The sequence below is a fragment of the Amycolatopsis sp. lyj-109 genome (genome assembly GCF_046548995.1).
In the GTDB taxonomy this organism is placed as follows: domain Bacteria; phylum Actinomycetota; class Actinomycetes; order Mycobacteriales; family Pseudonocardiaceae; genus Amycolatopsis.
Map to the genome: position 1 here is coordinate 439,945 of NZ_JAJPWR010000007.1, position 11,731 is coordinate 451,675.

Annotated in this window: 13 protein-coding genes; 4 read left to right on the forward strand and 9 right to left on the reverse strand. The window is 72.2% G+C overall.

From position 1 onward, the window contains the following. Positions 1-11: 11 nt before the first annotated feature. The 5 genes from ACLJQF_RS19015 to ACLJQF_RS19035 are packed head-to-tail and all read right to left on the reverse strand — an operon-like array spanning position 12 to position 4,281. Positions 12-998: a lysylphosphatidylglycerol synthase transmembrane domain-containing protein gene (locus tag ACLJQF_RS19015; RefSeq protein WP_410610310.1), complete on the reverse strand. Its 987-nt coding sequence runs from the start codon at positions 996-998 to the stop codon at positions 12-14. Then, positions 995-1,828 (reverse strand): methyltransferase domain-containing protein, encoded by an 834-nt coding sequence (locus ACLJQF_RS19020; RefSeq protein ID WP_410610312.1) that lies wholly within the window; start codon positions 1,826-1,828, stop codon positions 995-997. Before ACLJQF_RS19020 ends, ACLJQF_RS19015 begins: the two co-directional genes overlap by 4 nt. Next, positions 1,825-2,892: a glycosyltransferase family 4 protein gene (locus ACLJQF_RS19025; RefSeq protein ID WP_410610314.1), complete on the reverse strand. Its 1,068-nt coding sequence runs from the start codon at positions 2,890-2,892 to the stop codon at positions 1,825-1,827. The genes ACLJQF_RS19020 and ACLJQF_RS19025 overlap by 4 nt, the downstream gene beginning before the upstream one ends. Continuing rightward, a complete protein-coding gene (locus ACLJQF_RS19030) occupies positions 2,889-3,287 on the reverse strand; it encodes a 6-pyruvoyl trahydropterin synthase family protein (protein ID WP_410610315.1) in 399 nt (132 codons plus the stop codon). The genes ACLJQF_RS19025 and ACLJQF_RS19030 overlap by 4 nt, the downstream gene beginning before the upstream one ends. A gap of 31 nt (positions 3,288-3,318) precedes the next feature. After that, on the reverse strand, positions 3,319-4,281 hold the full coding sequence (locus tag ACLJQF_RS19035) for a zinc-dependent alcohol dehydrogenase (protein WP_410610316.1): 963 nt from the start codon (positions 4,279-4,281) through the stop codon (positions 3,319-3,321). A 66-nt stretch (positions 4,282-4,347) separates the two neighbouring features. Between ACLJQF_RS19035 and ACLJQF_RS19040 the strand changes: the two genes are divergently transcribed. Then, a complete protein-coding gene (locus ACLJQF_RS19040) occupies positions 4,348-5,103 on the forward strand; it encodes a CDP-alcohol phosphatidyltransferase family protein (RefSeq protein WP_410610317.1) in 756 nt (251 codons plus the stop codon). A gap of 31 nt (positions 5,104-5,134) precedes the next feature. Here ACLJQF_RS19040 and ACLJQF_RS19045 read toward each other — a convergent pair whose 3' ends face one another. The 3 genes from ACLJQF_RS19045 to ACLJQF_RS19055 are packed head-to-tail and all read right to left on the reverse strand — an operon-like array spanning position 5,135 to position 7,827. Continuing rightward, positions 5,135-6,076, reverse strand: coding sequence for a DNA polymerase domain-containing protein (locus ACLJQF_RS19045; protein ID WP_410610318.1), 942 nt, complete (start codon positions 6,074-6,076; stop codon positions 5,135-5,137). A 31-nt stretch (positions 6,077-6,107) separates the two neighbouring features. After that, positions 6,108-6,911, reverse strand: coding sequence for an oxygenase MpaB family protein (locus ACLJQF_RS19050; protein WP_410610319.1), 804 nt, complete (start codon positions 6,909-6,911; stop codon positions 6,108-6,110). A 31-nt stretch (positions 6,912-6,942) separates the two neighbouring features. After that, complete coding sequence (locus ACLJQF_RS19055; protein ID WP_410610320.1) at positions 6,943-7,827, reverse strand: LysR family transcriptional regulator; 885 nt, start codon at positions 7,825-7,827, stop codon at positions 6,943-6,945. A 90-nt stretch (positions 7,828-7,917) separates the two neighbouring features. Between ACLJQF_RS19055 and ACLJQF_RS19060 the strand changes: the two genes are divergently transcribed. Together ACLJQF_RS19060 and ACLJQF_RS19065 are read left to right on the forward strand one after the other, a co-directional pair. Continuing rightward, positions 7,918-9,210, forward strand: coding sequence for an FAD-binding oxidoreductase (locus tag ACLJQF_RS19060; protein ID WP_410610321.1), 1,293 nt, complete (start codon positions 7,918-7,920; stop codon positions 9,208-9,210). A 79-nt stretch (positions 9,211-9,289) separates the two neighbouring features. After that, entirely contained in the window at positions 9,290-10,456 is a 1,167-nt protein-coding gene (locus tag ACLJQF_RS19065) for an acyltransferase family protein (RefSeq protein WP_410610356.1), read from the forward strand. A gap of 138 nt (positions 10,457-10,594) precedes the next feature. Here ACLJQF_RS19065 and ACLJQF_RS19070 read toward each other — a convergent pair whose 3' ends face one another. Then, positions 10,595-11,017, reverse strand: a complete 423-nt coding sequence (locus tag ACLJQF_RS19070) for a nitroreductase family deazaflavin-dependent oxidoreductase (RefSeq protein WP_410610323.1) — start codon at positions 11,015-11,017, stop codon at positions 10,595-10,597. Between the two features lie 94 nt (positions 11,018-11,111). Between ACLJQF_RS19070 and ACLJQF_RS19075 the strand changes: the two genes are divergently transcribed. Beyond that, the gene (locus ACLJQF_RS19075) at positions 11,112-11,576 is read left to right on the forward strand and encodes a MarR family winged helix-turn-helix transcriptional regulator (protein WP_410610325.1); all 465 of its coding nucleotides are present in this window, start codon (positions 11,112-11,114) and stop codon (positions 11,574-11,576) included. Positions 11,577-11,731: the final 155 nt, after the last annotated feature.

Sequence of the window (11,731 nt, forward strand, 5' to 3'; positions counted from 1 at the left end):
CCTCCACCTCTCTACCCCGTAGCTTTCACGGTCGTTCGTGCGGCACTTTCACGTGAAAGCGGCACCGGGCGAACCCCGGCGACACTCCGGACGAGCAGGACACCGGCGCCGGGCAGGCTCGCGACCAGCGTGAGCACGCCGTAGACCACGGCGACGGTGACACCTTGGGCGGCCCCCAGACCGGCCGCGCCGAAGAGCAGGGCGCAGACGCCCTCGCGCGGGCCGAAGCCACCGATGTTGAGCGGGAGGCCCATCGCGAGCAGCGCGAGGACCATCAAGGGCACGAGCTGCCACACCGGCGCGTCCACCCCGGCGACGCGGGCGGCGACGACGAACAGCGCCAGGTGCCCGGCCAGTGTCGCGACCGACAGGAAGCCCACGCTGGGCCAGGTCTCGCGGGTCAGCAGGCCCAGCCGGACGTCGGCGAGGGTGACGGCGAAGCCGCGGCGCCACTTCGACGGGCTGTGGATCCAGCGCCCGCCCAGCAGGCGGCCCACGACCAGCGCGGCGACGGCCGCCAGCACGACGACCACCCCGGCCACCACGACGACCTCGCGGAACGCCCCGGGCACGACCGACGGCGACGCCAGCACCACGGTGACCGCGGACGCGATCAGCACGACCTGGCCCGCGGTGCGTTCCAGGACGACGGCCCGCACGCCGCGCGGCACGTCCCCGCTGTCCCGGCCGTGCTGGACCGCGCGGTGGACGTCCCCGAGGACGCCGGCGGGCAGCACGCCGTTGAAGAACAGCGCGCGGTAGTAGTCGGCGACGGCAGAGCGCAGCGAAAGCCGCAGGCCGAGCCGGGTGGCGACGATCTGCCAGCGGCCCGCGCTGAACAGCGTCGTTGCGAAGCCGATGGCCAACGCGGCCAGCACGCCGGGCGCGCTGATCCGGCTGAGCCCGTCGAGGAAGGCGCCGCTGCCGAGCTGCCAGACGAGGACGGCGAGGATGCCGGCCGCGCCGAGGATCCGCAGCCAGGCCAGTGCGCGCTTCACGCCGCCACCTCCAGGTTCGGCGGCAGGACCAGCAGGTCGGCGTGGTGGATCACCGCGTACAGCTCGCCGGCCGCCGCCTGCTCGAGCCGTCGCTGCAGGTAGACGCCGGCGACCGGGCCCAGCTCCGGCAGCTGCTCGACGGCGGCGCCGACCCAGCCTTCGAGCCACTGCCGCTGCAGTTCGGCCTGGTCCGGTCCGAGCCGCCAGGCGGTCTCGGCGCGGCGGACCGTGGCGCCGAGCCGGCGGAACTCGGCCGCGGCGACGTCCACCGCGTTCGGGCCGAGCAGCCGGCGGCCGTCTTCGGTGACCCGGCGCTGGTGGGCGTTGAACGCCGCGGCCATCGCGGGGTCGAGCGGGTCGGCGGGCGAGAACTCCACCCTGCCGGTCACCGAGAGCATCAGCAGCGCCACGCACCCGGCCTCGACGATCGACGTGGCCAGTGCGGTGGTCTCGGCCCTGGTCAGCAGGTCGAGCAGGGCGGACGCGGTGACCAGCGACGTCCCGGCGAGGTCCTCGGCCCGCAGCGCGGTGATGTCGCGCTGCTCGGCGACGACGGTGACCGGGCTGCCGTCGAGCGCGGTGCCCGGAAGGCTCTCCTGCGCGTGGGTGAGCAGTTCGGTGTCGTGGTCGTGCAGGATCCAGCGCTGGGTACCGGGCAGGCGGGCGGCCAGCCAGCGGCCGAGCGAGCCGGTGCCGCAGCCGAGGTCGCGGATGACGACCTCCTCGCCGGTCGGCAGGTGGTCCTGCAGCGGGTCGAGGAGTCCGGTGGCGCGAGCCGCGGCGTCCGCGGGTTCGCGCAGGTAGAGCCAGTCAGGTGCGAACGCGGTCATGCCGCCGCCTCCTGTCGCGTGAGGATGTCGGCGATCCGGCGGGCGGTGTCGTCCCAGCCGGTCAGCGTCTCGCGGCGCAGCTTCGCCGACGTGCGCAGCCGCGTCCGCAGCGCCGGCTCGGTGAGCCAGCGGCGCAGGGCGGCGCCGAGCGCTTCGACGTCGTCACCGGGGACGAGCATCCCCGGCACCGAGCCGTCCGGTGCGACGCCGACCGTGTCGGGCAGCGCGTCGACGTCGGTGGTCAGCACCGGCACGCCGCGGGCGAGGGCCTCGGTGACGACCATGCCGAAGGTCTCGGCGCGCGAAGGCAGCACCAGGAGGTCGGCGGTGTGGTAGGTCGCGGCGAGCGCCTGGCCCGTGCGGGGCCCGGTGAGCCGGAAGCGGTCGCCGAGCCGGTGCTCGCGCAGCCGCTCGACGTACTTGGTCTCGCGGCGGATCCCGCCGACGCATTCGCAGGTCCAGCGCAGGTCGGCGACGGTCTCGAGGGCCTGGGCGAGCACGCCCTGGCCCTTGCGCGGGGTCACGTTGGCCACGCAGACCAGGCGGGACATCCCGTCGGTGCCGACGGCGAGCGGCGCCGGATCGACGCCCGGCGTCACCGAGTGCACGCGGTGCGGGGCCAGGCCGTGGTGGCTGATCAGCCGGCGCGCGGCCCACTCGCTGGTCGCGACGACCGAGCCGACGGCCCGCAGCGTCTCCCGCTCCAGCGCGTCGAGCTCGGCGGCCAGCGCGGGCGGCAGGCCGGTCTCGTCGGCCAGCGGCAGGTGCACCAGCACCGACACCGACAGCCGGCGCGCCTGCGGGACGACGACCTCGGGCACGCCGCAGGCGACCAGGCCGTCGAGCAGCACGGCCGAGCCGGTGGGCAGCGCGGAGAGCAGGTGGCCGAGGACCGCGCGGGCCTCGGTGTCCGGCCGCGGCCAGCTGCCGGAGACGGCGATCTCGTGCACGTCGAAACCGGCTTCGGCGAGCCGGTCGCACATCCGGCGGTCGTAGGTGTTGCCGCCGCTGGGGACGGACTTGTCGTCGACGTCCCCGGGGAGGATCACGTACAGACTGTTCACAGTGCACGCTCGTAACTCGCCCAGGCGATGTGCGATTCGTGCAGCGAGACGGTGAGGCCTTCGAGGCCGCGCGCGCCTTCGCCGAGGCGTCCGGCGTGGACGGCGTCGGCCAGGCGGTCGGCGATGACCTTCGCGAGGAACTCGGTCGAGGTGTTGATCCCCTTGAACTCCGGCTCGTCGTCGAGGTTGCGGTAGTTCAGGTCGCTCAGCACCGCCCCGAGCTCTTCCGTGGCCTTGCCGATGTCGACGACGATGTTGTCCTCGTCGAGGTCGGTGCGGCGGAAAGTTGCATCCACCAGGAAGGTCGCGCCGTGCAGACGTTGCGCGGGACCGAAGACTTCCCCGCGGAAGCTGTGGGCGACCATCACGTGGTCACGGACGGTGATGCTGAACACCAAGACCTCCGATGCGTTCGGGTGGACGTGGTCATTGCGGCTGATACATGACACGGAGGCACAGGGCGGAAAGTTCATTCGCGACCAGCCGGGGTAGCACGGAAGGAAGATCCTCAAACATGCATTCCCCGCTGACCAGCGCTTCGAACGCCGGATCGGCCAGCAAATCGAGCGCGACGCCGAGGCGCTCGGCGTAGCTGCGGTCCGGGCGCGCGACCGTCCCGACCTGACTGCCGCGGATCGCCAGGCGTCGCGAATGGAAGTTCTCGCCGAGCGGGACGCTGATCCGGCGGTCGCCGTACCAGGACAGCTCCACGACCTCCCCTTCCGGCGCGAGCAGCTCCAGGGCTTTGGCGAGGCCGTTCTCCGACGCGCTCGCGTGCACGACGAGGTCGCAGTCGCCGAGCGCCCGCTCCGGCGTGGCGAACTCGACGCCGAGCGCCGCGGCGATGTCCGCCTTGGCCGGATCGACGTCGACGAGCTGCACCCTGGTCGCCGGGAAGCCGGTGAGGAGCTTGGCGACGCTCGCGCCGACCATCCCGGCGCCGATGACGGCGATCCGGTCGCCGAGCCGCGGGCGCGCGTCCCACACGGCGTTCACCGCGGTCTCGACCGTGCCGGCGAGGATCGCCCGCCCGGGCGGGACGGACTCCGGGACCGGCGTCACCGCGGCCGCCGGGACGACGTACGCGGTCTGGTGCGGGTAGAGGCAGAAGACCGTCTTGCCCGCGAGGTGCGCCGGGCCGTGTTCGACGACGCCGACGTTGAGGTAGCCGTACTTGACCGGGCCGGGGAACTCGCCCTCTTGGAAGGGAGCGCGCATGACGCCGTGCTGGCTCGCTGGGACACCGCCGCGGAAGACGAGGGTTTCGGTGCCGCGGCTGACCCCGGAGCACAGGGTGCGGACGAGCACGTCGTCCGGCCCCGGCTCGGGCAGCCGCTCCTCGCGCAGCTGTCCCGAGCCGGGACTTTGAACCCAGAAAGCCTGTTCCACGTGTTTCTCCTCAGCGGGCGACCGGAGGCTGGTGTCGCCACCCTATGAGCAATTCGCGGAGTCGAGATGATCAAACAGGACCTTCTCCTGCGTTCGGTGGTCCCGGCGCCGGTGCTCGCCGCGGGGGTCTTCGCGGGCGGTTTCACGCCGCTCGCCTGGGCGACCGGAGCCGTCTACGCCCTTGCGCTGGTGCTGCTCACCGAGTGGGGGCTGCGCCGCAGCGGCCGCGGCGCCTTCGGGCCGGCGGACTGGATCACGTTCGCCCGCGCCCTCCTCGTCGGCTGCGCCGCGGCGCTGATCGCCGAGGGTGACTTTTCTCTCGGGTGGCTGGTCGGGCTGGTCGGCGTGGCGCTGCTGCTGGACGGGCTCGACGGCCAGGTGGCCCGGCGCACCGGGACGGCGTCGGAGTTCGGCGCGCGCTTCGACATGGAGGTCGACGCGTTTTTGATCTTGTTGCTGTGCATCCAGGTGTCCCGCGCGCTCGGGCTGTGGGTGCTGGCGATCGGCCTGATGCGGTACGCGTTCGTCGCCGCCTCGTGGACCATGTCCTGGCTGACCGCGCCGCTGTACCCGAGCATGGCGCGCAAGACGGTCGCAGCCGTGCAGGGCGTCGTGCTCGTGGTCGCGATCTCGGAGCTGCTGCCGCCGTCGGTGACGTTCGCCGCGGTCGCGGTCGCGCTGTCCTCGCTGGTGTGGTCGTTCGGCCGGGACGTCGTCTGGCTGGCCCGCCACCGCGTCGAGCACCGGCCGGCCCGGATCGTCACGATCACCCGCGCGTCCCTGCGCCGTCCCCTCGGCTACGGCCACAACCAGGCCGCCTGAGGGCACTTTCACGTGAAAGTGCCCGGGTGGGTCAGGAGCGGGCCCGGCGTTTGCCCTCGTGCATCGCGGCCACCCGGGCGATCGGGATCGTGTGCCCCTCCTCGACCAGGTCCGCGGGCAGCACGAACGGCTCCGGCATCTCCTCGGTCCACGGGTCACCGCCGCCCAGCAGGTCCGGGACCGTGTGCACGGTGAAGTCGGCCGGCTTGACGTCGTCGACGTCGGCCCAGCGGACCGGGAACGACACCGGCGCGCCCGGGCGGTGACGCGGGCTGTAGACCGAGACCACCGTTCCGCCGCCGGCCCGCGTCGAATCCAGGAACACCTTGCCTTCGCGGCGTTCGAGCACGAACTCCGTCGTGCCCAGCGCCGGGTCGATCCGCTCGGCCCGGGCCGCGACCGCGCGAGTGGCCGCGGCGATGTCCTCCGTCGGCTGTCCCGGCGCGAGCGGTACGAAGACGTGGACCCCCTTCGAGCCACTGGTCTTCACCGCGCCGTCGAGGCCGTCCTTGCGCAACGCCTCCCGCACCAGCTTCGCGGCGCCCACGGCCAGCGAAAACGGGGCGTCCGGGGGCGGGTCGAGGTCGAGGATCAGGTGCGTCGCCCCGTTCGCGGGCTCGCCGCGGTACAGCGAGGTGTGGTACTCGATCGCGCGCTGGTTGCCGAACCACAGCAGCGTGCGGAGGTCGTTGCAGAGCGCGTAGGTGACTTCGCGGCGCGAGCGGTCGGCCCACAGCGCCCGCCGCTCCACCCACTCCGGCGTGTACTTCGGCAGGTTCTTCTGCATGAACGGCCCCTGGCCGCGCAGCACCCGCACGACGCTCAGCAGCCGGTCGTGCAGCTCCGGCAGCATCCGGCCGGACACCGCTTCGAGGTAGTCCAGCAGCTCGCGCTTGGTGACCCCCGCGTCGGGGAAGACCTCCTGGTCGAGACTGCTCAGCTTGACGCCGTGCCGCTCTTCATCACCGCTCATCGGCCCACCCTCGCGTCCCCGCGAGAGGCGGTCAACTCCCAACGAGCGGACGTCCGGTCCGCAGCCGCCACCGGAGATCGAAGAGGCAGAGGTTGAACGGGAACCGCCGCAGCGGCCCGGGCAGGACGCGGACGACGCGGCCGAGCGCGGCGAGCAGCGCGGCGAACCGGCGCTGGTCGGCGGCGGTCCACGGCAGCCGCATCTCGTCGCGGAAGCGCTGCGGGAGGAACCCGGTGGTCACGAACCGGTGGAACCGGCGGCCGGGCACGGCGAACACCGGCGGCAGGAACTCCAGGTCGACGATCCGGGTGAGGTAGCGGCGGACCGTGTCGTCGACGCCGATCCCGGCCAGCCCGCCGGCCCAGTACTCCTCGAAGGCCACCCGGTCGCCGGGCCACATCTCGGGACGCACCTGCAGCGTGGTGCCGAGGGCGGCGGCCTCGGCGTAGAACCGCTCCGGCTCGCCGCCGACGAGAGCGAGGTAGACGTCTTCGAAGCCCTTGTACAGGCAGGCCGCGACCCACAGCTGCAGGTCGGTGTCGAAGGCGTCGTAGGCGACCGGGCTCGACGCGGTCGAGTGCACCTGCGCGTGGGCCCGGTTGACGCCCGCCCGGTAGGCCGCGCGCTCGGCGTCGGTGCCCATCGTCGCGACCGCCAGGTAGGTCAGCGTGGTCCGGGTCCGCTTCACCGGGTGGCGGAAGAGGTTGCCGCGGTCGACCCGGCTCTCCAGGACGCCGTGGCCGACGGGCGCGCGGGACAGCTGCATGATCACGTTCGCGCTGCCGGCCAGCAGCCCGGCGCCGATGACGGCGTCGCGGAGGGCGGTCTCGGTCATCGATCCAGGGAACGCTCCTGTTGACGACTCGTCAAGAGCGGTAAGCCGCCCGGGCGAACGCGATCAACGCGCGCGCGGCCGGGCTCAACGGCCCGTCCGTCCGCCAGGCCAGCGCCAGCATGCCCCGCAACCCCGGCCCGCGAAGGCCGACGATCCGCAGTTCCGCCTGGTGGTACCGGGCCAGCGACTCCGGCACGATCGCCACCCCGAGCCCGCGCGTCGCCAGCTGCACCAGCACGTTCGGGTCGGCCGCTTCGAACGCGATCCGCGGCGTCAGCCCCGCCCGCGCGAAGGCCGCGTCCAACGCCGTGCGCAGGCCCGTCCCCTTGGGCAGCGCCATCAGCGGCAGGCCGTCGAGCTCGGGAATGTCCACTTCGTCCCGTCCGGAGAAGGGACCTGACGGCGCGGTGACGGCCAGGAACGGCTCCTCGAGCAGCACTTGCGTCGCGATGCCGGGCGGCGGGGCCGTCGAGATGCCGACGACGGCGAGGTCGAGCCGTCCCTCGCGCAGCGCCGCCAGCATGGTGTCGGAGTCGGCCTCCGAGAGCGTGATTTCGACCGCCGGGTACCGCTCGTGGAAGCCGGCCAGCAGGTCGGGCAGCCCGACCGGGCCCACCGACGTCACCATGCCGATCGCGACCTGCCCGCGGACCAGCCCGGCGAGTTCCTCGACGGCTTCGCGCACCCCCCGCACCGCCGCGAGCGCGGCCCGGGCGTGCGGCAGGGCCGCGGCGCCGACGTCGGTGAGCCGGACCGTCCGGCCGGAGCGGTCCAGCAGCTCCTGCCCGAGCTCCCGCTCCAGGCGCTTGACCTGCGCACTCACTCCCGGCTGAGCGACGTGCAGCCGCTCCGCCGCGCGCGTGAAGTTGCCCTCCTCCGCCACGGCGACGAAGTACGCGAGCTGGTGCAGTTCCATAAGCACTGATTCTAGCGAGTAGACAAACCAGATCTTGGACTTCTGATCGACTCCGTCCGAAGCTGGAGGCAACGAACGAAAGGACCCGAGATGAACCTCCTCCACCCCGGTCAGGACGGGTACGCCGAAGAAGCCGCCGGATTCCAGACGTCGGTGCCCACCGCGCCCGCGGCCGTCGCCGCCGCCGAAAGCGCCGAGGACGTCGCCGCCGCGGTGCGCTACGCGGCCGAGCACGGGCTGACCGTCGCGGTCCAGGCCACCGGGCACGGCCTGACCGCGGGCACCGACGGCGTCCTGATCAGCACCCGACGGATGACCGGCGTCGAGATCGACGCCGGGGCCCGCACCGCCCGCGTCGAGGCGGGTGTCCGGTGGGAGGCCGTGATCCAAGCCGCCGGCGAGCACGGCTTGGCGCCGCTCAGCGGCTCGTCGCCGGACGTCGGCGTCGTCGGCTACACGCTCAGCGGCGGCTTCGGGCTGATGGCCCGCCGGTACGGCCGCGCCGCCGACCACGTCCGCGCCCTCGACGTCGTGACCGCCGACGGCGAACTCCGGCGCGTCGAGCCGGGTTCGGACCTGTTCTGGGCCCTGCGCGGGGGTCGCGACGCCTTCGGCATCGTGACGGCGATCGAGTTCGATCTCCTGCCGGTCGGCGACCTCTACGGTGGCAGCCTCACCTTCGGCAGCGCCGACGTGCCGGCCGTGCTGCGGGCCTGGCGGACGTGGTCGGCGGCCGCGCCGGACACGCTGACGACGTCACTGGCCATGATCCAGTACCCTGACCTGCCGATGGTGCCCGAGCCGGTGCGCGGCCGGCACGTCGCCCAGATCCGGATCGCCTACCTCGGCGAGGACGGCGACGACGTCGTCGCGCCGCTGCGGGCCGTCGCCCCCGCGCTGACGGACACGCTGCGCCGGCTGCCGTTCACCGAGTCGGGGTCGATCGCGGCCGAGCCGCGGCAGCCGCACGGCTACCACGGCACCAACGCGACCGTCTCCCAGCTGAACGACGCCATGCTCGACGCGATCGTCGAGCACGCGGGCCCCGGCGCGGCCGCGCCGCCGGTGCTGATCATCGACCGGCTGGGCGGCGCGCTCGCCCGGACCCCGGAGACGCCGGGCGTGGGCTGGGACTCCTCGGCCGAGTTCGTCGTCCGGGCGTTGTCGATGGTGGGCGACGACGGCGTCGCGGCGGTCCGGCGCGCGCACGCGAAGCTGTTCGACGCGCTGGCGCCGTGGACGACCGGCCGGTTGCTGCCGTTCGTCTACGGCGAGCACGCGCCGGAGGAGGTGGGGGAGAGCGTCTTTCCGGCCGCCGACCTGCGGCGGCTCCGGGAGCTGAAGCGCCGGTACGACGCCGGGAACGTCTTCCGGGCGGGGTGAGGCGGCGAACCGGCCCGGATCAGGCGGCCATATACTCGGGCCGCCTGATCACACTGATAGGGGAACCGTCTTGCGCACGATGAGCCACGAGGACTACCTCGGCATGCGGCGGTTCCCGGGGCTCGACGGCCTGCGCGCGCTCGCCGCCACGATGGTCATCTTCTTCCACTTCGGCGGGCCGAACTGGACGTGGCTGTCGGGCTGGGTCGGCGTCTACCTCTTCTTCGTGCTGTCCGGCTTCCTGATCACGACGCTGCTGCTGCGCGAGCAGGATCGCACCGGCCGGATCTCGCTGTCGAACTTCTACATCCGGCGCGTGTTCCGGATCCTGCCGCCGTACCTGGTGATCCTCGGCGGGATCGTCGCGTTCGTCATCCTGCGCGGCGAGTTCTACTCGCGCGACTTCCCGCAGGCGCTGAAGTACTACCTGACGTTCCTGAACGAGTTCCTGCCGGCGGCCACCACCGGCACGGACAACTTCTTCAGCGGCTCGTGGACGCTCGGCATCGAGGAGAAGTTCTACCTCGTCTGGCCGTTCCTGCTGGTCGCGATCGGGATCGGCGCGGCGAAGCGCAAGTTCCTGCTGGTCGGCGTGTCGATGATCGCGCTGCTGGCGCTGGTCCCGCTGACCACCGGCGGCTTCGTGCTGAACGAGTCGCAGACCGCGATCTACCGCTCGACGATCCACTACTTCATCCTGGCGGGCGGCTGCCTGCTGGCGATCCTGCTGCACTACCGCCGCGGGTACGCGCTGCTGAAGCCGCTGACGCACCCGCTGGCGGCGATCCCGATCTTCGCCGCGTTCGCGCTGCTGCACACGAACTTCGACGACCTGTGGCACGAGACCCGCAACAACCTCTGGCTGCTGGTGGCGTACGCGGCGCTGACGATGCTCCTGCTGATCGTGCTGGTGAGCCCGGGCCCGCTGCGCTGGCTGCTCAGCACGGCCCCGATGCGGTTCGTGGGCGAGCGCTCGTACTCGCTGTACCTGCTGCAGGGGCCGGTGCACTTCGCCGTCGTGCAGGCGGTGCCCGGGCTGGGTCAGCACCGGACGGTCTCGGCGCTGACGGTGTTCGTGGTCGGCCTGGCGATCGCGGACCTGATCCACCGCTGGGTCGAGAAGCCCCTGATCGAGGTCGGCAAGCGGCTGATCACCCGCAAGGAAGCCCGGCGCGCGGAGCGGCAGGAGGCCGAACGTCCTGCCGAAACGCGCGCCGAGCCCGAGCCTGCGCCGGTCGCGTCCTAGTACTGCAGGGCGAGATCTTTGTTCGTGCGGCCGAAGACAGCCTGCCAGGACAATCCTGGACGCCGGCCTGCCGGTCTGCCGCAGCTGGTCGTGAGTGGTAATTCGGGTTAGAACCCGAATTACCACTCACGACCACCACTAGCGCTCCAGGACCACGATCGGGATGAGCCGGTCGGTCTTCGTCTCGTACTCCGCGAAGCCCTCCGCGTGCGCCACCATGCCCGCGTACAGGCGGTCGCGCTCGGCGCGGTCGGCGATCACCGTGGCCGTCGCCTCGAACTTCTCCGCGCCGACCTCGACCGTGACCTTCGGGTTGGCCACCAGGTTGTGGTACCAGGCGGGGTTCTTCGGTGCGCCGCCCATGGACGCCGCGACGACGTAGCGGTCGCCGTCCGTGGTGTAGACGAGCGGGGAGAGGCGCTCCTCGCCGCTCTTCGCGCCGATGGTGGTGAGCAAGAGCACGTTCTTGCCCTCGAAGTAGTTGCCGACCTTGCCCTCGTTGGCGCGGAACTCCGCGACGACCTGCTTGTTGAAGTCGTTCATATCGGCTGGCGCGGTCATGGGATCCCCTGTTTCTGGCCGGTACGCTCGGCCGGGCGCGAGTAAGCTCACAAGTGTTTGCTTTGCAAACAAAGCTACCGACGGAAGGTGAGCGGTGTCAACGGAGGCCGGACCGAGTGTCGAGGACGGCGTGCGGCAGCTCCTGCTGCTCATGCCACGCCTGGTCGGCCGGGCGAAGCGCACGCCGGTGCCGGCCGAGCTGGACGGCTGCGCGCTGGCGCCGAGGCACCTTTCGCTGCTGTCCTACCTGCTCTTCGACGGCCCGATGACGGTCACCGAGCTCGCCACCCGCCTCCAGGTCGCGCCGACGACGGCGAGTCTGATGGTCGGCGACCTCAGCCGCCAGAGCCTGCTCAACCGCGACGAAGACCCGGCCGACCGCCGCCGCACGATCGTCAGCATCGCCGAGGACAAGCGCCCGGCGGTCGACGCCTGGCTCGCCCGGGGCGCTAAAGCCTGGAGCGACGCCCTGACGCCGTTGACCCCCGGCGAACGGCAGCTGGTGATCGCGACGCTGGAAGCCTACGAACGCGGCACCTGCGACGGACCGGCCTGCTAGCGCCCCAAGGCGGCCTTGGTTGCGTCTCACGCACCGAAGGCCGCTTGGGTTCATGGGGTGGTTGCAACACCGATGGTTGGAGGGTGTTGTGGCTGGTCGGGTAGGTCGGGTGCCGTTGTTGCGGGATGTGCGGGTGCGGTTTTGGGAGCAGGTGC

Coding starts and splice junctions, on each gene's coding strand:
- ACLJQF_RS19020 (WP_410610312.1), bottom strand. CDS start 1,828: ATGACCGCGTTCGCACCTGACTGGCTCTACCTGCGCGAACCCGCGGAC.
- ACLJQF_RS19040 (WP_410610317.1), top strand. CDS start 4,348: ATGATCAAACAGGACCTTCTCCTGCGTTCGGTGGTCCCGGCGCCGGTG.
- ACLJQF_RS19045 (WP_410610318.1), bottom strand. CDS start 6,076: ATGAGCGGTGATGAAGAGCGGCACGGCGTCAAGCTGAGCAGTCTCGAC.
- ACLJQF_RS19050 (WP_410610319.1), bottom strand. CDS start 6,911: ATGACCGAGACCGCCCTCCGCGACGCCGTCATCGGCGCCGGGCTGCTG.
- ACLJQF_RS19055 (WP_410610320.1), bottom strand. CDS start 7,827: ATGGAACTGCACCAGCTCGCGTACTTCGTCGCCGTGGCGGAGGAGGGC.
- ACLJQF_RS19060 (WP_410610321.1), top strand. CDS start 7,918: ATGAACCTCCTCCACCCCGGTCAGGACGGGTACGCCGAAGAAGCCGCC.
- ACLJQF_RS19065 (WP_410610356.1), top strand. CDS start 9,290: ATGAGCCACGAGGACTACCTCGGCATGCGGCGGTTCCCGGGGCTCGAC.
- ACLJQF_RS19070 (WP_410610323.1), bottom strand. CDS start 11,017: ATGACCGCGCCAGCCGATATGAACGACTTCAACAAGCAGGTCGTCGCG.